Genomic DNA, 24478 nt, shown 5'->3' with positions numbered 1-24478 from the left:
GATTAAAAATGCTTATTTTGTTAAAAAAACAAGTCATGAATATTTTTAGTTTTACCGCCCATTTTGATAGTGAAGAAGCTTGTCGTACTCATTTTAAGCAAGAAAGAGATAAGATAGGAGTTAAATGCCAGCGTTGTGGTCATACTCATCACTATTGGATAAAGGCTGTTTGGAGCTATGAGTGCAAATCTTGTAGAGCCCGTACATCTTTGAGAAGTGGTACTATTATGCAAAATTCTAATCTATCTTTTATGATATGGTATAAGACAATGTTTTTGATGACTACTACCAAGAAAGGATTTTCTTCTAAAGAAATCCAGAAACAGCTTGGTTTAAAAAGGTATAAACCTGTCTGGGCGATGGTTCATAAACTTCGTAAAGCAATGGGTAACAGAGATGCCCGCTATACTTTAGAAGGTATGATTGAAATGGATGAAGGTTATTTTACGGTCGAATCTTCTGAAATAGAGCAACAAAAAGGAAAAAGAGGTCGTGGTGCAGTAGGAAAGCAAAACGTAATGATAATGGCAGAATCCACTCCCTTAGAAGACCCGAAAACCAACAAGAAGGATCGCCAATGTCGCTACTTTAAAGCCAAAGTGCTGACAGATCATAAGGCTGATGGTGTAAATGATACTGTTAAAGAGTCTTTAGACGAACAAAGCATTGTTTTTACTGATAAAAGTACTTCATATGTTGATATTGCTGATTTTGTAGAACTACATATTAGTGAAAAATCAGATAAACAAACTACTAAAGAGACCTTGAAATGGGTACATATTACCATAAGCAATGCCAAACGAAACTTACTTGGAAATTATCACAAAATTAAAGGCAAATACCTACAACTCTACCTAAACGAATTTGTTTACAAACTCAATCGAAGATATTTTGAGGAAAAACTATTCGATAGACTAGTAATAGCTGGAATTACTGGATTATGAGTAAAAACGGATATTCAAGAAAAATTTTATACTTTAATCTTCTTTTTTATTCAATCTAACTAAAATATAAAAAATAATTATTGGAACTATCCACAAATAACTACCGATGCCTGAACATAGTCTATCCTACTATTTCAAACCAGTTTAAAAAATCTACCGATTTATCAAACAACTGATTTGAAAAACTTTTAAAATCTGGAATAAAAACAAAAAAAGAAATAGTATTATTCCATATCCTATCTTTAAATAATTTATTTTAAAGATTTTATCTATCAAATAGATAAAGATAAATGGGATAAAGATGAAATAAACTATAATATTAATTTCATTATATGTGAATCCAGTAATTTTTGAAATCCAATTTAATAACTCATAAACAACTTTAAATACTTCTCTCCCCGGATCGGGTATAGTATGTTGTTACCGTTAGCATTTGCTAGTGGCGTTAAGGGTAAGTAATAAAGTTGTACATCTAGTTCCATATTTGAATACTTTTCTTGCTTGGAAATATACTTAAAGACGAGAATCAATAATAAAATTTCTTTATTAGCTAATTAATGTACCTTCTAACAAAAAACATAAACCAATTACCCCAACCAACCCTCTCTATCCATACTTCTATATTGAATAGCTTCACTAATATGCGAACCATTAACCATAGCAACACCTTCCAAATCTGCGATAGTTCGGGATACTTTCAAAATCCTGTCGTAAGCTCTAGCAGATAAATTTAATCGCTCCATGGCCGTTTTTAAGAGCTCTTTTGAAGCATCATCTAAAACACAATACTTACGAATTTGTTTAGTATTCATTTGTGCATTATAATGCACAACATCTGATGACATAAAACGTTCAGTTTGAATCTCTCTCGCTTTAGTAACACGCTTTCTTATATCTACAGAGGTTTCTCCTTTTCTATCATCAGATAATTTATCGAATGGAACTGGAGTTACTTCAATGTGTATATCTATTCTATCTAATAAAGGTCCAGATATTTTACTTAAATAACGTTGCATTTCGGCTGGACTTGAAGTTACTGGTGCGTTTGGATCGTTAAAATAACCACTTGGGCTAGGATTCATACTGGCCACCAACATAAAACTACTAGGGTAAGTAACTGTAAATTTTGCTCTGGAAATAGTAACCTCTCTATCTTCTAAGGGTTGACGCATTACTTCTAAAACCTCTCTTTTAAACTCGGGTAATTCATCTAAAAACAAAACACCATTATGTGATAAGGAAATCTCTCCGGGTTGTGGGTAACTTCCACCACCAACAAGTGCTACATTTGAAATAGTATGATGCGGGCTTCTAAACGGACGTTGTGCCATAAGTCCAGTATCTTTTACTCGACCTACTACAGAATGTATTTTTGTAGTTTCTAAGGCTTCATACAAAGTCATAGGTGGTAAAATACTAGGTAATCGTTTTGCTAGCATCGTTTTACCTGCTCCTGGTGGACCTATTAAAATAATATTATGTCCTCCAGCTGCAGCAATTTCCATACATCTTTTAATTCCCTCTTGCCCTCTTACATCTGAAAAATCAAATTCTGGAAAGTCTAAGTTTTTATAAAACTCTTCTCTGGTATTTATAATAGTTTGTTCTAGAGCGTCTCCTTTATCAAAAAAATTAATAACCTGTTTAATATTCTCTATACCATAAATATCTAATCCATCAACAATAGCGGCTTCTTTTGCATTTTGCTTTGGTAAAATAAAGCCTTTATAACCTTCTTCTCTAGCTTTAACAGCAATGGGTAATGCTCCTTTTATGGGTTGTAAACCACCATCAAGCGATAGTTCTCCCATAATTAAGTACTTATCTAAATCTTCTGCTTGAATTTGCTTTGAAGCAGCTAGAATACCAATGGCTAAAGTTAAATCATAAGCACTCCCCTCTTTTCTTAAATCGGCTGGAGCCATATTAATGGTTATCTTTTTTCCTGGAATTTTATAACCATTATTTTGAAGCGCTGCTGCAATGCGGTAATTACTTTCTTTTATAGCATTATCTGGTAATCCAACCAAATGATAACCTATTCCTGAATCTACATTTACCTCAACAATTATTGTTGTGGCTTCCACACCAAAAACGGCGCTCCCAAAAACTTTTTTAAGCATATGATAATTTATCTTCATTAAACGTAAGAAAATAAAATTTATTGGAGCAAAATTTAAGTTTTATTATTTATCCAACTATTATCATGTTTAACTCAAAAAATCAAGAGTTTACATTATTCTTAAACTACTTTTTCATAGACACATGTACATGGCTATTGTCTTCATAAAACACCCAATCGAGACCTACTTCTACCGCTAATCGTGCTAATCTTCCTAATTTTGAACTATCTCTATCACTTGTTGTTATATCTGCTCCACGTCCTTCATAATGTATGCTTTTAGAGGCATGCTCATTATCTTCATCCCAAGCTTCCGTTACTCGAAGTTTAATATTTGCTCCCCATTCTTGAATAACAAGATCTGCTAGCAGGTTTAATTTTTCACTTAGTTTACTGGTCATATAATGATCTGCTCCTGTACCTTCTTCATCTTTAAAAACAATTTTCTGATTTTCATTTTTAATAAGCTCATCAAACTCAGGAGTGCCTCTTAATATTTTTCCCGATATTCTGCCAACAACATCATATTCTTTCATATTTGGCACACGCTCCTTAAGTTTTAACACCCTTTTATCTAACGCTCTACCATACTTACTTTGCGACGACGTTAAATGATTAGCATCTTGCCTAAAAACCCAATGCCAAGGTTCGTTAATACTTGTTTCTTGATAAAAATTATAGGTATTAGCATTTGCAACTAACCAAGTCCAAAGCCAACTAGATTTCCATTTCTCAATCCATATAGCTTTCGTTTTATTTTTTATATATTCTCCTTTTTCTGTATTTCTAATATCAATAGCAAGTCCATTATTATGATTACTAAATCCTGGTGTAGAAATTCTAGATCTTACATATTTTGCTAAATATTGTGCTGCTTTATCTCCATGTTGCCCACCTTCTAAAGATGCACGATGATCTTGTGTTTCATTATAGTAATTAGGGAAATAATCCATCCACAAATTAAATTGATGTGTAGGTGACCTATAAGCACTATTTAGTGCTATTTTCACATCAACACCAGCTTTGTTTATTGCTGTTTTGGCAGCTTCTAAAAGTGCTTTAAACTTTGGCGAAGCTTCTTTTCTCAATTTATAATTCCCTAGTACTGTTTCTAACTCATTGCTAGAAAGTTCTGGATACGGTGTACCTCTACGAGAATAACGGGTATAATTTATATCATAAACCGTTTGCATAAAATTTAGCTGTTCTTGAGTTGCTCCATTCCATACCACACGACCATCTTCCAATGTATGTTGTTCACTATATTTCATTTTAGGCTCAATAATTTCTGGCTCTAAATAATTAAAAGAGTTCGTCCAATTTTGAGCAGATTCTCCTAAAGAAATTGTATTTCGTTTTCTTCTTGGTGTTTGTGTACTTTTTCGGGTCGTTTTAGCTCCCGAAAACCTATTAATATTTGAATACTTTAACATAACTCTATAATCTTTTAATTAACGAACTTCTCTTAGAATCTTATTACTGAAATTCCTCTTTAATGACTTGCATCATAAATATTATTTTTAAACATATTAATTTCAGCTTTTCTTCTTTTTACTAAACCAGAAACTCCTCCATTAGTAACATCTGCTATTTCATTTGCACCAGCATTATAACGCTTCGCGTTTATATGTTTTTTTATTTTAGTTTCGCCACCTCCTGCTCCTCCTGTATTTAAAAAATTCCCTCCAGTATTAAAAACTAAACTCACTAAAGCATCAAATTCGTTTTGGCTTAGTGGTACCGTAATGTCTCTTTTAATAGCATTCTCATAGGAAGTAAGACGTTTTTTAAAAAGCTTATCTGCTTCTCCTTCTGCTATTCCATTTTTAAATTCATCTGGAAGTGTTATATCCTCGCACCTATTCTTTGCTATTAAATGTCCATATCCAATAGTACAATAGCCTTCGGAATCATTATAAGCTGTAGGCTCGAACTTTTCCCATGCTTTAATAAAATCTATACCTTTTGTACTTGTTTTATAGTTTTTAATAGCAATTCTTGATAAATTAGTACTTGCTGAATACACCTTTAAACTGGGTACAAACATAGTTTGCGCTTTCGTTTTGTTAGCGCGTTTACTCTTTACAACCTCCCGACTCAACTCTCGAGTAAATTGCAAGCGCTCTTTTGGTGCGTTAAATAGTGTATGAAATCGATTGCTCATAATACATTAAATTACTGTGCCGTCTCCGTATAATTTTAGACGTTTTACTTTTATAAGATCATTTTGAAATGAATGCGTAAAGCGGTAATTAAAGGTAACTTCTACCATAGCCATATCTTGACCTCCATTATTTGATATATAGGTATTAGGATCTGCCATTAATTTAGCTTCAACATTTAAACCAAACGCAACAGCATCATTAGACTCTACATGATCCATATCGATATACCCAACACCATAACCATTGTATTTAAATGATAAATCAAATTTTGCTGAGATCTCATCACCAATTCTACTTCCATCTTTTTCATATATTCTTACTGTTTTCTTTTTCCAAGTGCCTTTGTTTTGAAAAGACTTATCATCTCCTGGAAGCTTTGCGCCTTCCATTCTGGCTAGTTTCACTTTTATATCGCCCTCTGTATGTGCCCAAGCAAATTCAAAAATTTGCCACCCCACACCAGTACCTGCTATAACTGCTCCGGCTAGCGCAACACCTGCAGCTGGAGTTTTTTGAGTAGAATACTTTTTCTTATGTATAAGCTTGCTAGGTTGCTCGGAAAACACCTTAAGGTCTTCTTCTAAAAATAAAAATCTATTATTATTCATGATGCTTAAATTTAATTATGTGATTACTTTTACTGTGCCTCTTAATTCGCAATGTGGATTTGTATTATTTATAAAAAAGAATGTTAAATAATAATTACCTGAAGGCAAACCTGACCAAGTTTGCGTGTCTGCCGTACCTATTTTAAACTTTTTCGTCGCTTTTTCAGAATCAACCTCCCAGTCTATATCCTGAGTTAATGTTACATTAAGATGAGTATGTTTAGAGCAATCTTCTGGAATCCAATTAGAATCTATAGTAACAGCTACAGTGCCATCTGTTACACTAAATACTCTACTTTTTAAATAACGATGTTTGATACTTATTGTACTATCAAAACTGGACTGTTTTGATAAATTGACTTTTTTTACTGGGCTATTAGTTTTATTCACATCTTTATTTTCTGGTATTGAGTAATCTTCTAAAATAATCGCGTCTTCTGTAAAATGTTCCTTCTTTTTGGATTGTACCGCAGACAGTTCATTAAGTTTATTTATATCTTCTAAAAAATCTTCCGTTAAAACTTTATCCTCATCTTCTTTTTTTCCTGCATACGATGGTTTATCCTTTTTTTTATCTTCCTCTAAAAGATCTTGAATTTTCTGAGTAAAATCTTCATTTGTTTCTTCCTCTAGGCTATCCAGTTTTTTACTCATTGCTATAGCTCCAAAATCATAAGTATTTGCCATTTGCATACTCTGAGCTATCTGATCGAAAATAGCATGCCTCTCATTTAATTTCTTTTTAAATGCTTCGTCTGACGGATCTGCTATACCATGATCTTTATTCTTTTCAGCTTCAGCTGGATTCCCTTGTTCTCTTTGTCTGTCGTTTGTTTGCTTTTGTGCTAAAATAGAACGTAAATCATCTTCAAACTTTTTATCTGCTAACTTCTCTTCCTCACTTAATTGAGGTATTTCTATTGGTTGAGACTCATTATTTTGAACTTCTTGAAGCGTTATAGATTCTTCATGTTTATGTTCTTGAAATGGTATATTTAAAGATTTAGTGGTTAACTCTTTTTTGGGTTTATTATTATTTTCTTGAAGTGCTTCATGCTCTATTTCAAAATAACTATTTGCATCACTATACGGCTCTAAATTTTTAGCTTGAGTATATGGTGGTTCACTTAATATGACTGCATCTTCAATACCATCATTGTAAACTGAGGATTGATATGATACATTTACTGATTGTTTTTCCTGAGGTTCTTCTGCTTCATTTAACTCTTCATTAAAACATAAACTCTCTGGCAGACTTAATGAAACTGGCTGGTTATCGTCATAATGAGAAATAACTATTGTTTTTTTATTCCCGATAACTTTTTTATTAGGAACAACAGACTTTTTATCATTTATAAACTCCTCTTCATTGGCTTTTTCTGAATGTTTTGCTGTTACACTCATTATAAAACTTTTATATGATCTTCTCATAACCTTATTAATTATTATTGTCTAATTTCATTTTAAATACTGTATAAGGATCAGACACAACAATAAGCTCGTTATCTTCTTCTTTTACTTTATCTGCATTAATTTGTATTTGAAGATTACTTTTTGATGCCGATGTAAGCTTTACCATTTCTCCATTAAACACTGCTACTGGCGTGTATTTTTCATCAAAAATTAAATTATCGCCCTCTACATTAATAGTAGATGTACTTCTACTTATATTAAAATTTACATTACCCACTTTTGGTGGATTTTCTGTACGGCGTGCTTTATTTAAAAGACTTGCTAGTTTACCATAATCTACTTTCTTATTACTTGCCTTTAGTAAATCAACATTCTTCTTTTGTATTTTATCTAAGTCATTTACAGAGGTTACTCCTATTTTTCGAAGCGTATTCTTTGTATCTGTATCTATTTCATCTATTAAATCTATAGATACATCTTGAGCTGTATTGGGCTCTTTTGTTGTTTTTCTAATCTGTTGATCTGTTATAGATCCTAACTGAATGGCTATTTTAGAAGCACCCTCTTGTCCGGGTTGTGCCGTTATAAACTTAACATTATCTCCATCAAAACTTGGAAACAGTTGCATTTCTAAATTAACATCTTTAACAGCATAGGTCAAGGGCTTGTTAATAGCTTTAATAGCAAGTGTTTCTCTTGCTTTGTCAAGCTCAACAATTAATGAATCTAAAAACGATTCAAGATTCCATGATCTATTTGCAGTGGCCATTTAATTATTTTCTTCTAATTCAAAATTTATTTTAATGTTATGAAATACAGGCATAAAAGAGGTCTCTACATAATATAGAGGCGGTATACTTCCTAGTTTTACTTCGCCTTTATCATCAACCTCAACATGTAATTGACAAGGTGTTTCTGTCGTAATTTTTTCGACATGCAGGGTTACTGTTTGATGCTCAAAATGCGACTCCATATATGTGTCTATTGAAATGAACTCTTCTATAAATTCACTAAAGTCAATAAAGTCTTCATTTGTATTATCACTCATAACTATTTTTGTTTTCTTCCAGCGTCACTGGCATAAGCATTACTTTTTTATCAAAAAGTATCTTTTGTCCGTCTATATAAATAGGTTCCATATCAAGTGTACTTGATGCCATTTTTGATAAATCTGGTAGTTTATTTTCCATGATTAATGTTCGGATTTTGTTCCTATAAAATGAATTATTTCTGGCATAGCTATAACATGCTCTTGTGGCATAATAGAAATAACTTGCCCATAACTATCTATACTTTCAACCTTTGACACATGTAATTTCCGAAGTGCAAATTCGGGATATGTCCAAAGTGTCGATGTATCTCCTGCTCTTCCTTTCATCTCTGCACGATACCTTGCCGATAGTGAGAATGATTTTTTAGCATCACTACGTTTTAAAACATACAATAATTCGGCATCTAACGGTTCTTGATTTAAAATTTGAAGCACTTGATTAATCGCTTCAAAACTTAATTCGAAACCACTTTTAAGGCGTGCATGTATTTGTCTTCGTTTAGGGTACTCTGTAACCTCGTTTATATTATCTGATACCTGCATTGTTTTAGTTTCCATTTTAGCAATGCCTGCTTCTTTTGTGTTTAATGCCATAATATACTGAACATCAAACACCACTTCCCAGCGTAAACTGTTTGAATAGCCTCCGTCCCATATTTTATGCCAAAACTTTCTGTGTATATTTATATTATTAAATGGTATAGTATCACCAATACGCTCTCCTATTCTATCGTAAACTACATTTTTAATAAAGTGAATGTATTGATTCTTTAAAACTCCAATATTCTTTCCTGATTTAGATTTCCAGATATATGAAATTTCCAATTTAAACTCTGTATTACAAGGGATACTTTCACTTTCTTTTTCTGTAATAAATGCTTCATCTATATCTTTAGATAAGTCAATATCTACAAGTTTAATTGTTTTTCTAAATACCAATTTCATCGTTTCTGCATCTTTAATAAGAATTTGAATTACCGAGCGTGGTATTATCTTACTTAAACGTTCTCCATGATCTGTTGTAATACTAAATGGTAATAAAATTCGCGTGTTTTTGGCATATAACACTCTATTCTTATTTTTAAAAAACACAGTCTTTGTTCCTAAAACATTTAAATTAAGGTCTTTTATAAGGTTATATTTAATAAGGTCTTCTTGATAAAGCGCATGAGAAACACTCATGCCTTGAAGCAATGTACTTATATCGTTTGCCGAGTCTACTCCTGGATTTATAGCTTCTAAATGCTTTATTTCTTGCTCATCCATTTTAAGAACAGCATCTCCAATAGCTTTAAATAATTTTACGGGTTGATTACCTACCGCTTCTATAAGTTCTGGGTTTAAAGCTTTCTCTATAACTGGCATTAATGCTGGTAAAGCTGCTAATAAGGCTGGTGCTACTTTTGCTTTCGAAAAGTTTGACTTGCTATTACTATATTTTGAAGATGATTTTGATACAGGTACTTTACCTAATTTTCTAGTTGTAGATTCTGTTACTAAAACAGCATCTTTAATGGCTAAAAATAATTTTTGAGGAGAATCTCCAATGGCTTCTACCGCTTCTGGCGTTAATGTTTTTTCTAGTATAGGTTGTAACCCTAATAAGGTTTCTGGTAATATGTTATATGATCTGCTTAACTGTTTAAAAGATTGTGTTGTGGATTGTTCGGTGTTTTGATTACTAAGCTTAGTTAGAGTTTGAAGTACTTCTAAAACCTTATTGGTAATATCATTAGATTGTTGGCTATTATTATTATTATTATTATTACCTCCTTTATTTAAATTCCCTAATAAGCTGCCTAGAATTGGAGCTGCCTGTTGCAATAAACTTGGTAATGCTCCAACTAATGCATTCCAAAACATCACCTTACTTAGTGGTGGTTCATGATAATTTAATGCTTTATTTTTTAATTGAATATTTTGCATCGTATTATAATTTTTTGCAATTGGTTTTTCTTGTGTTTCTAATGACAATGTTATTCCTGCAAATTCAGAATTATGGGTTCTTACAGGCATTAACCTTAGAATTTTTGAAACTGTTGGCGCTTTATTATTAGCATCGTTAAAACTATATAACTGAATATATTTAATGCCTTCTGTCACTTCATGTTCTGGTATCTTTAAAGGGAAACTACTCCTTAAACTGTGTAAAGTTTCATTAACCTTAAACAAACTGGATGCCTTTTTGTTTCCAGAAACAACTCGTATAGTATCGCTATTACCTACACGTAACTTGATGCTTTTTTCGCCCAATACATACCTAAAGAATTTAGCTGTCCCTGTATCTGCATGAAATACATAATGACTATCTTCCTGTCCTTTATACTTTAAATATGCCAGAGCCATAAATCATCTTAATAAATATTAACTTCCAGATGGTAAAGCAGCTTGCTTTTCTTTGTCTGATGGTGTTCCATACATCGTTGCGAAATTGTCTAACTTAAAATAATCTGTTTTAAACTCAATTTTTACAAAACCTCTTAGTTTTGCTTTAAGTTCGTCTTCAGATGTGCTTTTTGCACTCGACACGCTAAACTTTGTAGTTTGATTGCTCTTAGTATTACCATAATTCGCATTACCTACCAATTTAGATAAAAACCCAGTACCTACACGCTTTGATGTTCCCGACGACGACGATGATTTTTCAAGCGCCTTATCTTTTTTCTCTCCTGTACGCTTGCCTTTAAACTCAAAATTAACTTCAGCTTCAATAACTCCTTTTTCTACCACCAATTTAGATGTTCCTGCCGCTACCATATCTCGAAGTATGGCACGCTGTTCTTGCGCCATTTTAATCTTGGCATCCATAATTTGTGCCTTAACTTGATTATCTCCTATATCTACAGTTTCTCCATTTGGGTTTCCTAATTGCATGGTTTCATTACCATCGGCATCTTCTTCCATGATAACCCCAAATTCATCAGACTTATTTTCTGCCAAATATGCAAATGCTGCAGTATCGTCGATCGACTTTATAAATTTTGATAATTCTGATGTTGCTGCTTTCATTAAAGCAATATAATCTTGTGTTTGCTCATGCATAACATTAAGATTCGCATCGAAAACAGATTTCAATAAATCCTTTACGAATAAGGGAAAATCTACAGAATCTACAAGATCTTCGAAAGCATCTACCCCATCTTCAAATCCTTTTTCATGACGTTTGTCATTGATATCGTCTGATGCTTTTTTTGCCTTAGATAATTGCCCTTCATTAATCCCATTATTTCTAAGTGCTTCTATTTGATCTTCGACTACACTGATATACATTTTCTTCTGGTCTTCAACATTCATATGCTTAAATGTCTCATTACCTGCTAGTATATCTCGGGCACGATTTCGTGCTATATCTTTTATTTTATTCGGGTCGTTCATAACTTAATTTGTGTTTTTATGGATTAAAAGTCCCAATTATCTTCGGCTGTTTGGAGTTCGTCCATATCATCTTGGTAATCACTTCCGTTATCATTATCATGGCTACTGCCTTGTAATTGGTTTTGAGCAATAACAAAAGCCTCTACACGTCCAACCATAGCTTGAAATTGATCTTCGCTAAATGTCGCTTGGTTATATTGTGCTATATCTAAAATGATGTTTCTTGCCGAATCTGCAATAGTTCTTAATGCAGATGTATTAGGGTAATAATTAAATTCTTCTGCACTAACACTTTCAACAATATTCCATAAATCTCTGGATATACCATGACCTAATTGATCCCTCAATTCTTCGGCATTAATAATACCTATAGCATCTTCAAGGTGCGCATACATTTCTGGTACAAATATTTTTACCATACCTGCTGCTGCTCTAGATAAATTATGCTGTAAATCTGTTACAACTTGGTGTATACCAGACTTAGATACCCGTAATGGATCTTCTGCACTTTCATACTTATCTATGTATTTAATAACTTCTCCCATATAAGTTTCCCATAGTGGAAGAAATCCTTCGTTTGTTACCATATCCGATACAGTATCTCCGTTACCTATATTAAAAACTTGTTTATACCACATGGAGCGCTCATCGAAAGACGTTCTGTTATCTCGTAATTGCATGTAGTTGTATAAACGCGTTGCTGTTGTTGTAGACTCTACATCAACTTTACCCATGGTTACATATTTAAGAATGGCATCTGCAACTCCAAAAATATTCATTTCATCTCCAAGAATCATGATGGCGTATAAAGAAGCGGCATTTTGAATATTAACAGTATTAATAGTGCCTCCTGGTAAATTAAGAGGATCTAAAAATTGAAATGAATTGACATGATCAAAATTATTGACCTCATCATAATACACATTCTTAACTGGATCTCTTGTAACATTTCCAGAGCTTTCAAGAACCTCACTCAGGGTATGCCATAAAATTGCATCTGTGCTCATAATATTATGTTTTATTAAATTTTCTTTTGTAATGCGATTAACTCTTCAAATTTACTTTCTGAAATAAGTCTTGCTTGCTCTATAATATTTGAGTAATCAAAAACACTATTTTCTTCTCCTAAAGCTTTTTTCAAGCTTATATTGTCATGTTTTGCTAATTGATGAAAACGAATAATACCAGCGGCTTCAAACTTTTTATTGTTTTTTGGTCCAATACCTTTTATTGCTTTATCAAAATCGTCTGCAATTTCACTTCCTCCTTGATCTGGATTTTGGGTTGGAGGTGTTGTGTTTTCGTTATGCACATAACCTATGCGAGTTAAGTAATCGACCATTTTTTGAGCGAGTACATCTTTATTTGTACCACGCTTTAAATCTACTTTACCACTGGTAATAAAGTCCATAACCAGTTTATAAAGACTGCCACCGCTTTTTATTTTGTCGATATAATCTGAAATCGTTTTTTGAGGTTGTCCCGAATTATATCCTATTTCTCTGTCTGAAAAATGATTTTCAATAGCTGTTTTCTCTTTACCAAAAACATTTAAATTTTCTGAAGCAATTACTTTACCTACAAGCGCTACATTAATATATGATTTTACAACCCCTAATGCATCCAATATCTTGGCAGAAATACCAGCTACATCTTTAACCTCATGCCCTATAATAGCACGGTAAGCGAGATAGAAAAACACACCTTCTTCGGATAAAACGGCACGTGAAAATGCATCTAATCGCGATGCATTTAATTTTGATGCCACTTTAACTAAAACCCCTGTATACTTTTCTTTTTCTAAATATGCTTTAATGGCATGTTTCTTATTACTTGAATTATCGATACCATTTTGCAATATACTTTCTGTTATAATGTCCACTTTTGAAGGAGGATCCATTTTTGTAACAAGCGTATTTAATTCGTAAATAGCTTCTTCTACCATATCATCGAATGTTACCGATGATGGTGCTATAAAATAATTAGAAGCCAGTAAATTAAATGTGGATATGGTAGATGCAGATACAGACTGAAGCAAATCACTAGTCCTGTCAATCTTTTTATAATATGTAGGAGCCAATGGCTTACTACCTATTACATTTTTAAAGGTTCCATTTTTTATCATAATCTTACTTTTATAAATTATACTGTAACATTTTTAAGGCATCGAGTATGTTTATTCTACCAAACCCTGATTTTTCGTCTTTATATCTATTTGAGTATTTATCGCATGTTTGTTTTAAAATGTAGATGATATCTTCATGCTTTATATTTTTCCCTCTTTCTTTAGCATAAGATTTAAGTAATGCTATGGCACCACTTACAAAAGGAGATGCTTGAGATGTACCCGAAGACATCGCATAACCATTATTTAAGAAAGTACTATATACATTTACACCAGGAGCTGTTACAGAAACATGACCTCCAAATGTTGAAAATGGCGCCACATTTCCTGTGTAGTCTGATGCCCCAACAGCTATTACACCTTTAAGAGCTCCTGGGTAATATTTATCATTCTTACCATCATTCCCAGATGCTGCTACTACACTAACACCACTGTCTAATGCATAGGCTATAACATCTTCATGAGGCAATCCGCCATCTTCATGTTTTATACCTAAACTCATATTAATAACATCTGCTCCTTTATCTACAGCGTATTTTATACCTGCATCTATATCGTCAATTAATCCTGCTCCAACAACCTGCTCTTTGTCTTTTAGAGCGCCAAGAACTTTAATGGGTATAATTTGACATTTTGGTGAAACACCTATTGGCATTTTATGTCCTTTTGAGGCTATAATTCCTGCTACATGTGTGCCGTGTCCCACGAGATCGTCTGGTACATCGTCCATATCTAGAAAATCGCCTACAAATTGTGTGGCACCATCAATAATATTAACAAAATCCTTATCGTATTTAAACTGATTTGTAAATTCTGAATGATTGGTTTCAATACCTGTATCTAGAACTGCAATCTTAATACTAGGATGCCCCATAGTTATGTTATGGGCTTCTTTTAAGTAAATAGAGTTATCGACATACTTAGAGCTTAAACCTTGTGAATTTGAATAGTCTTGATCTGGAATTTCACTTGTTATAATTTGTCCTTTTTTTACAAAAGCTACTTCTGGTAAAATTTGAACTTCTTCTAAAAGGTCTTGGGGTATATTGGGATTATTTGTTAGTAATATTAAACGATAAACTCTATTTAAACCATTATTTAATTCTTTTTCAGACCATTGTACTTCTTTTGACTTATAATTATTACTTACTATAAATTCTATATTATACTTATCTCGAATAATACGATCTATAGTTGGTATAAAATTTTTACTCACACCTTCTTTATTACTAATCAAGTTTTCCCAATATTTAAATTGAGGAGGTTGATTAATCTTATTTAGCTTTATGATTAGATGTGGTTTCATTGTTTGATAAAATTATTTCACTTTTTCAATTTTCTTTTGAACTATTGAGTCTATATTTTACACTATTGGGTTTTCTTTTATTAATTCGATATTGAGAAGGACTCACCCCTTCTTTCTTCTTAAATAATCGACAATAATAATGCTGTGACGAAAACCCCAAAACATCGGAAATTCTACTAACCTGCCAATTTGTAATTATTAAAAAATGTTTACTTTTTTCTAATTTATATTCATTAACATACTCTGTAGGTTTAAGTCCTGTATATTCTTTTATTTTTTTACTAAACGCGCTTCTACTCATGCTTAATAAATAACTTAAGCGTTCCATGTTAAGTGAATGGTCGTCTATATGCTCATCGATAACATCTTCTACTTTTCTTAAAAAAATATCTATACTATTTTTATTCTTAATATCTTTTAATACGTGAAAGCTTCTCTTTATTTTTAAAAGGTATTTTAGGAGTACTGGGATAAGAGAAGAATCGATAAAGTCTGTACCTCTATTAAGAAACGATTTTGTTTTAGTGTATATCACTTTCAACTTCGTATCATTTACAGCACTGGGAAGCTCCTCTTTGGTGTCGCTATCGTTATTTATTAAAACAATATCAAAACCAGCATTTAACTCCTTAATTTTAATAGTTTTAAAAGTAATATTAACCGTCTCAAAAAAAGCTTGAAGATAATTAGAAATCTTTCCTATGTGTAAAATATCTAGCACAACATGCTCTGTACTTAACTGCATGCTTGTTACTATTTGTTTATTATTCTTATTAAAAACTGGGGCTATCATTTCTTAAAGGTTTTAACAATTAAGGTTGTGATTCACTTTAGTTTAATTAGTAAGTAAATACACCGTAAGACACTATACAAATGTATTTAAGAGAGTTATTAAAGGCGTCAGGAAAAACACCCTTTCTTTATAGGTTTTCACCCTGTATTACGTATTGGAAAATTTATTACAATTTCTGGTTTATAAGAAACATACTGTTTTATCACATTTTAAGTTTAACCTTCGCGGTACTGTGCTAAAACATAAAAAACATCATAATTTATTGCATCTAAAAAGCTTCGTGATAAAGTTCCAATGCATAATGCAAGTTTTACTAATTTAAAATAAAGAAAACAATCTCTTTTTATAAAAACCGATACCAAATATGAAAATTAGATAGCAAGTGCCTTAGAGCTAAAAACATGACAAGTAAACTCTATTAATATATTACTAAACATATGTATTAAAAATATTACTAACTTGCTCGATAAATATTTACGATCTCTTTGAGTTTAGTTGATTAAGAGATTTAAAAATGAAAATAAACTTTTATTTAATAATTAATGAGAACCAAACACTTTACAGATGCTCTTACTTACCATGCAGAACAATTAATTAAACAATCTGTTGCTAAGTCTGTGGTATTTATTGAAGACGATATACATAGCTTCGATGTGTACAGACCATTATTACATGGCGATAGTGAAAAAGAAGATATTCCTGAAAAAACACAAGCCCTTATTATCACATTATTAGATGTTATGATTGGCAATAGAGAAGCTTATTTAGCTCAGTTTAAAAACCCAGATGATTTACTTATGCTTTATGATATGGGTCTGGAAAACCCTAAAAGTGTTTTGCTTTTAATTTTTAAAAGTGATTACGATAAAACGTCTAAGGCAACCCAAAACCGTTTTATTATACAACAACAGCTTAAACCTGGTATTCACGATTTAAATTAAATAAAAAAATCCACAACATAACTGTTGCGGATTTACTTAATTTATTATTGCTTACTTTATATTTAATAATAGTACGAACAGAGGCATTAAAGCGTATCTATTTAGAAAAACTAAATGCAACTACTCTATTACTACTTTTTTGGAAATAATTTCTTTTTCAGTCTTAATTCTCACAATATAAATCCCTTTGTTCCATGAACTAACATTTATAAAGTCACCCGTTATCCAAATATTACTATAAACTGTTTTTCCATATATGTTAGTAACATCTACTTGAGCTCCATCTAGGCTTAAATCACCTTTTATAAACACCTGATCTCTAGAAGAATTAGAATAAAACTGTATCAATTGATTTTTATTAGTTTCTTGCTTCATACGGCTTACTTTTTCAACACTTTCTTTGTGCTCAGTTTCAGAAACTTCATATCTCTTTTCTGATACAAGGTTGTAACTAAGTCCACTTTTTCCTTGACCTGACACGTTATGCTTTGCAAATACATAGAAAATTTTATCTGTGTAATCAATTTGAGAACAATTAGTTCTTGATATATGTCTTACCAAATAGAACATACCATGCTGTACATTTGGCACATTATAGTTATGTGTTGGCGTACTAGAGTTAACTAGCGTATGTAAGCTCCATGATGAAAGATTTGGATAAGTATTTACGGTATTTTTAAACACAATCCAATTACTTGTGGTATTAATCATTGTTGATTTTACCTTAATATATGGCGATCCACTAGATGGTGTGTTAAGATCTCCACTAAAGTTCGAGTTTACTGCTCCATTGAAAGAAAAAGGTATTTCAAGTACTTTTCTTTGCTCTTTCCAGCTGCAAGTTGCTGTCCACACCCCATGCTTAATCATATAATATTTCCCACCAACATTAGGAACACTATATGACCCTGAAGCTGCATTTACATGTCCAAGTGTACTAATAACATTAGCATCGGCTATACTAAGGCTACTCATTTCCAATATTTCATATTGATGTGCTACACCATTAGGGTTAGTCCCATTATTACTCACATTAATAGATACCGTATTAGACGATACATGACATGTTATATTAGCAGAAAATGCTGTATTCAAGTTACAAACCACTTGAGAAATGCTAACATCGTCTATCAAAATGGCTCTAGCATTATCGTTCCCCATTTTTTCCAAAGGCCATATTTTTAACCTTACCTCTACCTTATCGTATATATTTGCTTCTGCTTGGGTAATAACAAATGAAGTCCCATACTGTTGCCATTGGAAATTAGTTACACTTGGAGAGCTATAAATAATTTTACTTTGCGAGCAAGAATTACCTTTACGAAGTACAACTTCAACATTGTAATAATTCACAGGGTCTAACTGCGGATTAGAGCCTCCATAAAAGTTTTTGGCTCTGGCAAGATAAAGAGATAAGTTATAACCACCTGCTTGTAATTTATTAGCTAACGTTCCCCTTATCCTTTCGTCACTAGCTGATGCTGGAGGGTATACAGCCGTATATATTCCTGCATATCTTTTTTTACCTGTTCTTTCTGGCAATCCTGCTGAAGTAGTGAATTTATTATTTGGAATCCCCACTTGTGGAGACAAACTTTTTTCATCAAATAAATCTGAACTTTTAAATGTGCTTTGAATATTAGGATTATTAGGGATACATTCCCCCTTGTAATGACTCCAATAGGTAGCAAAATGTAATTCACTTACACCATTTGGTATAGCCCCTTGCTCGAAGCTTGGGTTCTTTACAAGATTAACCTGTGCTGTACTTAATTGAGTAAAAAATAAAGTAACTAAAAAGCATAAAATGCTTAACATTTGTTTGTAATGATTCTTCATGTTTTAATTGTTTTTTTGTTTCCCTAACTAGCTTTTTTTTTTGGGGCTTTTAGTTAAACATATTGTAGAATATTTCTTTCGACAAAATTAAATTAGAACAGATGAATATATAATCGTGTTTTTACCTTTTCACTTAGGGTGTTTTAACTGTTTTACCATTAGTTATAAACTAACACGAGAAAAAGATAATAACTAACGACATTCTTTTTTAATCAAAGTATACTTACTTGTTTTATAAAGATAAACAAGAGTATATCTTTTTACTATAGATTCTAGGATTAAAACTATTAAAAACGTTACCAATAAAACACATGTATTACTTATAATTCTCTTTTATAAAAATAAAAAAATACTACTAGATTAATTACAATGGTTTATTATTATTTATAATATTAAAAGAGGTAATATTCATACATAAAAAAACGCCAAATAACAAGGTATTTTAGCCTTTTAAAGATGCATTTTGCACTTTAACGTTTTTTTAAATTCCTAAATAAATTCATACAATTAATAGTGTATTTTTGATTTTTTAATTAAAAAAAACTTTAGACGTATTATATTACATATCAAACTTCACAATTCACAATTCAAAAACATTAATTATGACAAAAACTACTTTTGAAAAATACAAACATGCGCAATTACGTAGTGTTTGTATTTTTTTTATTACATTTTTACTTTATACCTCTTCAGTTATAGCGAATAATGCTAAAATTGAAACAGTAACAACAAACCCTCTATTACCTATTGGTTCTTCGGTAGCTATTAAAGCTATGAATGGCAAATATTTATCATCAGAAAACGGAACTAAAGCAATGACCGCTAATAGAAATTCTATTGGCATATGGGAAAAATTTACTGTTGTTAATGCTGGTAATGGACTTATTGCTCTTAAAGGAAACAATGGTAGATATGTTTCTTCTGAAAATGGACTTAAGCCTATTCAATGTAATAGAACTCAACTAGGTTTATGGGAAAAGTTTAAAGTTGTTAGTATTGGAAACAATTTTATTGCTCTTAAAGGTAATAATGGGAAATACATAAAAACCAAAAATAGTGGCAATACTTTAATTTGTAGCAATTATAATATTTCTTGGAGAGAAAAATTCTCAATCAAAATTTTGAATACGACTGTTACTGTAACTCCAGGAAAAATATATGGAACACAAAAACACTGCGGGTCTTTTCAGCCTAAAAAATTAACTGGAACAAAAGCTTATGCTAGTAACGGAAGCAAAATTGTTTACCAATGGCAGGTTAAAAAGAATATGAATGGTAATTGGACAAGTATTCAAGGTGCTAACTCAATTAACTTTCTTCCTCCTTTTGCTAATTTAGGATCAAGATGGTATAGAAGAACTGCTAAAAGAAAAGGAACGAATAAGTACGTTTTCTCTAATGTTGTAGATATACACGCTAAAGACGATTGTGTAGTTAATTGTAAACCAGGTACAATATCTAAAACACAAATTAATTGTGGTCCTTTTCAACCAGAAGAATTAACCGGAACGGAAGCTTATGCTAGTAACGGAGGCAAAATTGTTTACCAATGGCAAGTTAAAAAAGAAATGGGTGGACAATGGAAAAATATTCAAGATGCTCATGGCATTAAATACTTACCAAATTTTAAAGAGTTTGGTGCATTTTGGTATAGAAGAGCAGCGAAATTAAAATATACAGACAAAGTAGTATATTCTAATGTTGTAGATATACATGCTAAAGAATTTCCAGAAGCAGACGTTGTTGTTACAAACATAGATTGTAATAGTGATACAGGAAAAATAACCTTTAATTTTAACGATCACCCTACGAGAACTAAAATTAGATTTTCTATTGATGGAGGTCAGAACTATGTCGTTGTCACGGATAATTCAACAACATACACATTTGATAATTTAGCTGCAGGAGAATACGATGCGAAAATAAAATGGGGAAATCATCAATGCCTTGTAGATTTAGGTATTCATATTATTAAGAATAACACTATTTCTGTTGATGCTGGTGAAAATCAAGAAATCTGTGCAAGAGAAAGTGTAACACTAACTGCTATTGGTGAAGGAAACATTTTATGGTCTACTGGTGAAACTACTGCATCAATAACCGTAAGTCCAGAAACTACAACAACATATACTGTTACATCAACTAAAGGAAATTGTGAAGCATTAGATGAAGTTGCAGTAACAGTAAACACTACTTCAGTAACCGTAGAAGATCAAGAAATTTGTTTCGGGTCTACAGCTACTTTAACAGCTGTTGGCGAAGGAACTGTTCTATGGTCTACTGGAGAAACAACAAAATCTATTGAGGTTGACCCTAAAAGTACAACAACTTACTCTGTAACACTCACAGTCTATTACTGTTAGCCCTACAGAAGATGCCTGGATTAGAATTAACTCTACTGTTGATGGTTGTGAAGGAACTCATGTTATCGAGATTCTTGTAAGCAAACCAGAGGTAATTGTAGAAGATCAAGAAATTTGTTTCGGATCTACAGCTACTTTAACAGCTGTTGGCGAAGGAACTGTTCTATGGTCTACAGGAGAAACAACAAAATCTATTGAGGTTGACCCTAAAAGTACAACAACTTACTCTGTAACACTTACAAACGATCAAGGATGTACTGCTACAGATCAAGCTACTGTAACAGTTAAATTCCCTACTATATACGAAGGACCTAGCAACATAACTATTTGTAAAGGAGAAGAAGTAACCTTAACGGCTGCACCTGCCGAAAGCTACTTATGGTCTACAGGAGAAACGACACAGTCTATTACTGTTAGTCCTACAGAAGAAGCTTGGATTAGAATTACTTCTGTTGTAGATGGTTGCCAAGGGACACATGTTATTGAAGTTTTTGTTGATGATTCTTTAGAGCATGCAACTGCTGGATCTGATACAACTATTAAAGTAGGTGAATCTACAGAACTTATTGCTTCTAATGGGGATTCATATTTATGGATCGATAATGGAGATACTAATGCTTCAAGAACTGTTTCTCCTACAGAAACAACAACTTACAATGTAACTATAACTAAAGGAAATTGTTCTGCAGAATACTCTGTTACAGTATATGTTGAAGAAGCTCTAGACCCTTGTTCGGAAGTGCAATATAATGTAACGGCATTGCCTAACCCTGTTTCAAATGTTGGTAATTTAATCATTGATGCATCTGTAAATGAAAATCAAAAAATTACATATGCATTCTATACTATGCAAGGAAACATAACTGGACCTTTAAAAGAATTAAACATTAATAAAGGTTGTAATCAAATTATTGTTGATTTGGCATCACATAGTAATTTCTTAAGTAACACAATGTATGTTTTAATAGTTAATGGTAACGGATGGACTAAATCTATTCAAATAGTTACAAATAACTAATTAATATAAATTTTTACAATAAAAAGTAAAGGCTGTTCGGTAGAACAGCCTTTACTTTTATAATGAATTATCTACTGAAATTAATTAGAACTATTTGCCATCATGTTTCATCTATCAGAAAACATTACAATCACTAAAAATGAAACACTTATGGTTTTATTTCCCATTCCATGTACATTACCACTTCGCCTCTAATAATATTGAAAATATAAGTTTACTGTTCTATCTTTTTGTGCTTTTTAGTTATAAATATAATGTACTATATATCAACACATTCCCTTATAAGGGACGTTCTTTTTTAAAAGGACTGTAGAAATTGCAAGCGTTTGCTAAATAAGTGACTAAAACCTATACCATAATGGAATATTTGAAAAATTTTATTGAATATCCGTAATTACTAATAATTGATTAAAAATGCTTATTTTGTTAAAAAAACAAGTCATGAATATTTTTAGTTTTACCGCCCATTTTGATAGTGAAGAAGCTTGTCGTACTCATTTTAAGCAAGAAAGAGATAAGATAGGAGTTAAATGCCAGCGTTGTGGTCATACTCATCACTATTGGATAAAGGCTGTTTGGAGCTATGAGTGCAAATCTTGTAGAGCCCGTACATCTTTGAGAAGTGGTACTATTATGCAAAATTCTAATCTATCTTTTATGATATGGTATAAGACAATGTTTTTGATGACTACTACCAAGAAAGGATTTTCTTCTAAAGAAATCCAGAAACAGCTTGGTTTAAAAAGGTATGAACCTGTCTGGGCGATGGTTCATAAACTTCGTAAGTCGAGTAGGTAAAGGGGAATCTCACCCCTAAACCTCTCACAGAACCGTACGTGATAGTCTCCCATCATACGGCTCTTCTTAACAAGTCAAGTCAAGGTGTAAATCCATATTGCCAATGTACAAACATATTTGGGTACTGCTTAGCAGTTTCCTGTAACCATTTGTAAGCTGCAAACCAATGTTTACGCCTAAATCTCCGATATTTGTTGCGTACCCATTTTGCAAGTCGCTTATTCAGGAAACGGAACACATAATGTAATTCACTCATTCTAACTTTACCGTAATAATGAATCCAACCCCGTACTTTATCTGCTATAATGCCTGCCAAATCTAACAGGCGTAAGTGAACCATACGATGGAGTTTCATCTTAAACAAGGTTTGATTGATACGTTTCTGACTCGTACGACTAATAGATGGTGTAAAACCCAAATGAAAATTACCAAAGTAACCCTTTACCATTCGTGGCTTAAATGTAAATCCTAGAAAATCGAATGTTACATAATGAACCTTAAATGGGGGATGCTTCTTTTGGTTGCGTTTGCAATAAACGATATTGCTTTTACCCGATTTTATCTCCAATTTACATTGGAATAATCGAGCTTTTACCGCTTCCAAAGTCCGCAGGGCTTGTTTGAAATTATCGCAATGAATAATAATATCATCTGCATAACGCTCAAACTTTACTTCGGGATGGTGCGTTTCTATCCAACTATCAAAAACTATATGCAGGAAGATGTTTGCCAGTAATGGACTGATTACTCCTCCCTGTGGGGTGCCTTTGATTCGTGGATGTATTGTGCCATCTTTCTTCTGGACTGATGCTTCCAACCAACGTTTTACATACAAGTGAATGTGCTTCTTCTTGGTAAAATGACCTAATGCCTGAAGCATCAATGTGTGGTCTATATCATCAAAAAAACTCTTGATGTCCAAATCAATTGCCCAATCCATCTCCATACAGTTTTTCCTGCATTGTTTAATGGCATGATGCGATGATTTACCTGGACGATAACCAAAGGAATTTTTACTAAATTGTTTATCCACAATCTGTTCTAATTCCTCTCGAATTACCATTTGAGCCGTTCGGTCTTGCACCGTTGGAATACCTAGCTTCCTTATACGACCATCTGTTTTGGGTATCTCTACCTCGCGTACAGGTTTTGGAAAATAACTACCACTTGCCAATCTATTCCATACAGGATACAAATATTTAATAGGGCGTGATTGCACTTCTCTAATTGATAAATCATCAACTCCTGATCCGCCTTTGTTACTGCGTACCTTTTTAAAGGCTTCCATTACCTGTCGCTTTGATATCGGTTGCGACTTTTGTTTCTCCTTGAAAATCATCCTAAAAAAAAAATCTTAGTTGTAATACAAATTAAAACTGTTAAGTCAGCCCCTTCGCTCCATATCCATTACAAATATTTCTTCACTACTACGGGCTAATCCGCCACTAAATAATAGTATCGCTACTTTCTTCCTTGCCCTTCGGGGTTATGGAATTTTTGCACTATTATTTAGCTTCTCCTGTTCCGTAATTGAGCCATCTAGTAAACCTCCTGCCCTCTTTATGCCGATTGCCACTTGACCAATACATAGGTTACTCCCGTCAAGTTCTCTCTCGC

20 protein-coding genes and 1 pseudogene are annotated in these 24478 nt (G+C 32.5%); 5 read left to right on the top strand and 16 right to left on the bottom strand.

The features are described 5' to 3' along the window. The first annotated feature begins 35 nt into the window (after positions 1-35). Positions 36-944 carry an IS1595-like element ISAlg2 family transposase gene (locus tag A8C32_RS07035; protein WP_069830177.1) on the top strand — a complete coding sequence of 303 codons (909 nt, stop codon included), beginning with the start codon at positions 36-38 and terminating at the stop codon, positions 942-944. A gap of 587 nt (positions 945-1531) precedes the next feature. On the opposite strand, the gene A8C32_RS07030 is transcribed toward A8C32_RS07035, so the two are convergent. From A8C32_RS07030 to A8C32_RS06970, 13 genes are all read right to left on the bottom strand, one after another. Continuing rightward, positions 1532-3067, bottom strand: a complete 1536-nt coding sequence (locus A8C32_RS07030) for a YifB family Mg chelatase-like AAA ATPase (protein ID WP_069830176.1) — start codon at positions 3065-3067, stop codon at positions 1532-1534. Positions 3068-3191: 124 nt separating this feature from the next. Beyond that, positions 3192-4499, bottom strand: coding sequence for a D-alanyl-D-alanine carboxypeptidase family protein (locus A8C32_RS07025; protein WP_069829738.1), 1308 nt, complete (start codon positions 4497-4499; stop codon positions 3192-3194). Positions 4500-4558: 59 nt separating this feature from the next. Continuing rightward, positions 4559-5230 (bottom strand): lysozyme, encoded by a 672-nt coding sequence (locus A8C32_RS07020; RefSeq protein ID WP_069829737.1) that lies wholly within the window; start codon positions 5228-5230, stop codon positions 4559-4561. Between the two features lie 6 nt (positions 5231-5236). Beyond that, complete coding sequence (locus A8C32_RS07015) at positions 5237-5839, bottom strand: hypothetical protein (RefSeq protein WP_069829736.1); 603 nt, start codon at positions 5837-5839, stop codon at positions 5237-5239. A gap of 15 nt (positions 5840-5854) precedes the next feature. Next, positions 5855-7243 (bottom strand): hypothetical protein, encoded by a 1389-nt coding sequence (locus A8C32_RS07010; protein ID WP_069829735.1) that lies wholly within the window; start codon positions 7241-7243, stop codon positions 5855-5857. A 34-nt stretch (positions 7244-7277) separates the two neighbouring features. Next, entirely contained in the window at positions 7278-8021 is a 744-nt protein-coding gene (locus tag A8C32_RS07005; RefSeq protein WP_069829734.1) for a hypothetical protein, read from the bottom strand. Further along, entirely contained in the window at positions 8022-8300 is a 279-nt protein-coding gene (locus A8C32_RS07000; protein ID WP_069829733.1) for a hypothetical protein, read from the bottom strand. A gap of 144 nt (positions 8301-8444) precedes the next feature. Beyond that, positions 8445-10649 carry a hypothetical protein gene (locus A8C32_RS06995; RefSeq protein WP_069829732.1) on the bottom strand — a complete coding sequence of 735 codons (2205 nt, stop codon included), beginning with the start codon at positions 10647-10649 and terminating at the stop codon, positions 8445-8447. An 18-nt stretch (positions 10650-10667) separates the two neighbouring features. Beyond that, the gene (locus A8C32_RS06990) at positions 10668-11678 is read right to left on the bottom strand and encodes a hypothetical protein (RefSeq protein ID WP_069829731.1); all 1011 of its coding nucleotides are present in this window, start codon (positions 11676-11678) and stop codon (positions 10668-10670) included. Positions 11679-11701: 23 nt separating this feature from the next. Further along, positions 11702-12685, bottom strand: a complete 984-nt coding sequence (locus A8C32_RS06985; protein ID WP_069829730.1) for a hypothetical protein — start codon at positions 12683-12685, stop codon at positions 11702-11704. Between the two features lie 14 nt (positions 12686-12699). Then, the gene (locus A8C32_RS06980) at positions 12700-13803 is read right to left on the bottom strand and encodes a helix-hairpin-helix domain-containing protein (RefSeq protein WP_069829729.1); all 1104 of its coding nucleotides are present in this window, start codon (positions 13801-13803) and stop codon (positions 12700-12702) included. 10 nt (positions 13804-13813) lie between these two features. Further along, positions 13814-15109, bottom strand: a complete 1296-nt coding sequence (locus tag A8C32_RS06975; protein WP_069829728.1) for a S8 family peptidase — start codon at positions 15107-15109, stop codon at positions 13814-13816. A 25-nt stretch (positions 15110-15134) separates the two neighbouring features. Then, positions 15135-15902: a helix-turn-helix domain-containing protein gene (locus A8C32_RS06970; RefSeq protein WP_069829727.1), complete on the bottom strand. Its 768-nt coding sequence runs from the start codon at positions 15900-15902 to the stop codon at positions 15135-15137. A gap of 542 nt (positions 15903-16444) precedes the next feature. On the opposite strand from A8C32_RS06970, the gene A8C32_RS06965 reads away from it, so the two are divergent. Then, the gene (locus A8C32_RS06965) at positions 16445-16843 is read left to right on the top strand and encodes a hypothetical protein (RefSeq protein WP_069829726.1); all 399 of its coding nucleotides are present in this window, start codon (positions 16445-16447) and stop codon (positions 16841-16843) included. Between the two features lie 120 nt (positions 16844-16963). Here A8C32_RS06965 and A8C32_RS06960 read toward each other — a convergent pair whose 3' ends face one another. Beyond that, positions 16964-18682, bottom strand: coding sequence for a T9SS type A sorting domain-containing protein (locus A8C32_RS06960; protein WP_069829725.1), 1719 nt, complete (start codon positions 18680-18682; stop codon positions 16964-16966). Positions 18683-19284: 602 nt separating this feature from the next. On the opposite strand from A8C32_RS06960, the gene A8C32_RS06955 reads away from it, so the two are divergent. Next, positions 19285-21045 (top strand): fascin domain-containing protein, encoded by a 1761-nt coding sequence (locus tag A8C32_RS06955; protein ID WP_069829724.1) that lies wholly within the window; start codon positions 19285-19287, stop codon positions 21043-21045. A 651-nt stretch (positions 21046-21696) separates the two neighbouring features. On the opposite strand, the gene A8C32_RS20910 is transcribed toward A8C32_RS06955, so the two are convergent. Beyond that, the gene (locus tag A8C32_RS20910; RefSeq protein ID WP_205635379.1) at positions 21697-21843 is read right to left on the bottom strand and encodes a hypothetical protein; all 147 of its coding nucleotides are present in this window, start codon (positions 21841-21843) and stop codon (positions 21697-21699) included. Between the two features lie 49 nt (positions 21844-21892). Between A8C32_RS20910 and A8C32_RS20905 the strand changes: the two genes are divergently transcribed. Together A8C32_RS20905 and A8C32_RS06945 are read left to right on the top strand one after the other, a co-directional pair. Next, positions 21893-22063: a hypothetical protein gene (locus A8C32_RS20905; RefSeq protein ID WP_205635378.1), complete on the top strand. Its 171-nt coding sequence runs from the start codon at positions 21893-21895 to the stop codon at positions 22061-22063. Between the two features lie 441 nt (positions 22064-22504). Next, a pseudogene (locus tag A8C32_RS06945) lies at positions 22505-22852 on the top strand (transposase); the annotation flags it as partial. A gap of 88 nt (positions 22853-22940) precedes the next feature. Here A8C32_RS06945 and ltrA read toward each other — a convergent pair. Further along, complete coding sequence (gene ltrA, locus A8C32_RS06940) at positions 22941-24149, bottom strand: group II intron reverse transcriptase/maturase (RefSeq protein ID WP_165605804.1); 1209 nt, start codon at positions 24147-24149, stop codon at positions 22941-22943. Positions 24150-24478: the final 329 nt, after the last annotated feature.

Origin of the sequence: Flavivirga aquatica, assembly GCF_001747085.1 — a bacterium.
Classification (GTDB): domain Bacteria; phylum Bacteroidota; class Bacteroidia; order Flavobacteriales; family Flavobacteriaceae; genus Algibacter_C; species Algibacter_C aquatica.
Note: the sequence above shows the minus strand (reverse complement) of the source record. Positions and strands in the feature narration are given on the sequence as shown.

Coding starts and splice junctions, on each gene's coding strand:
- A8C32_RS07035 (WP_069830177.1), top strand. CDS start 36: ATGAATATTTTTAGTTTTACCGCCCATTTTGATAGTGAAGAAGCTTGT.
- A8C32_RS07030 (WP_069830176.1), bottom strand. CDS start 3,067: ATGCTTAAAAAAGTTTTTGGGAGCGCCGTTTTTGGTGTGGAAGCCACA.
- A8C32_RS07025 (WP_069829738.1), bottom strand. CDS start 4,499: ATGTTAAAGTATTCAAATATTAATAGGTTTTCGGGAGCTAAAACGACC.
- A8C32_RS07020 (WP_069829737.1), bottom strand. CDS start 5,230: ATGAGCAATCGATTTCATACACTATTTAACGCACCAAAAGAGCGCTTG.
- A8C32_RS07015 (WP_069829736.1), bottom strand. CDS start 5,839: ATGAATAATAATAGATTTTTATTTTTAGAAGAAGACCTTAAGGTGTTT.
- A8C32_RS07010 (WP_069829735.1), bottom strand. CDS start 7,243: ATGAGTGTAACAGCAAAACATTCAGAAAAAGCCAATGAAGAGGAGTTT.
- A8C32_RS07005 (WP_069829734.1), bottom strand. CDS start 8,021: ATGGCCACTGCAAATAGATCATGGAATCTTGAATCGTTTTTAGATTCA.
- A8C32_RS07000 (WP_069829733.1), bottom strand. CDS start 8,300: ATGAGTGATAATACAAATGAAGACTTTATTGACTTTAGTGAATTTATA.
- A8C32_RS06995 (WP_069829732.1), bottom strand. CDS start 10,649: ATGGCTCTGGCATATTTAAAGTATAAAGGACAGGAAGATAGTCATTAT.
- A8C32_RS06990 (WP_069829731.1), bottom strand. CDS start 11,678: ATGAACGACCCGAATAAAATAAAAGATATAGCACGAAATCGTGCCCGA.
- A8C32_RS06985 (WP_069829730.1), bottom strand. CDS start 12,685: ATGAGCACAGATGCAATTTTATGGCATACCCTGAGTGAGGTTCTTGAA.
- A8C32_RS06980 (WP_069829729.1), bottom strand. CDS start 13,803: ATGATAAAAAATGGAACCTTTAAAAATGTAATAGGTAGTAAGCCATTG.
- A8C32_RS06975 (WP_069829728.1), bottom strand. CDS start 15,109: ATGAAACCACATCTAATCATAAAGCTAAATAAGATTAATCAACCTCCT.
- A8C32_RS06970 (WP_069829727.1), bottom strand. CDS start 15,902: ATGATAGCCCCAGTTTTTAATAAGAATAATAAACAAATAGTAACAAGC.
- A8C32_RS06965 (WP_069829726.1), top strand. CDS start 16,445: ATGAGAACCAAACACTTTACAGATGCTCTTACTTACCATGCAGAACAA.
- A8C32_RS06960 (WP_069829725.1), bottom strand. CDS start 18,682: ATGAAGAATCATTACAAACAAATGTTAAGCATTTTATGCTTTTTAGTT.
- A8C32_RS06955 (WP_069829724.1), top strand. CDS start 19,285: ATGACAAAAACTACTTTTGAAAAATACAAACATGCGCAATTACGTAGT.
- A8C32_RS20910 (WP_205635379.1), bottom strand. CDS start 21,843: ATGATTAAATTACCAACATTTGAAACAGGGTTAGGCAATGCCGTTACA.
- A8C32_RS20905 (WP_205635378.1), top strand. CDS start 21,893: ATGCAAGGAAACATAACTGGACCTTTAAAAGAATTAAACATTAATAAA.
- ltrA (WP_165605804.1), bottom strand. CDS start 24,149: ATGGAAGCCTTTAAAAAGGTACGCAGTAACAAAGGCGGATCAGGAGTT.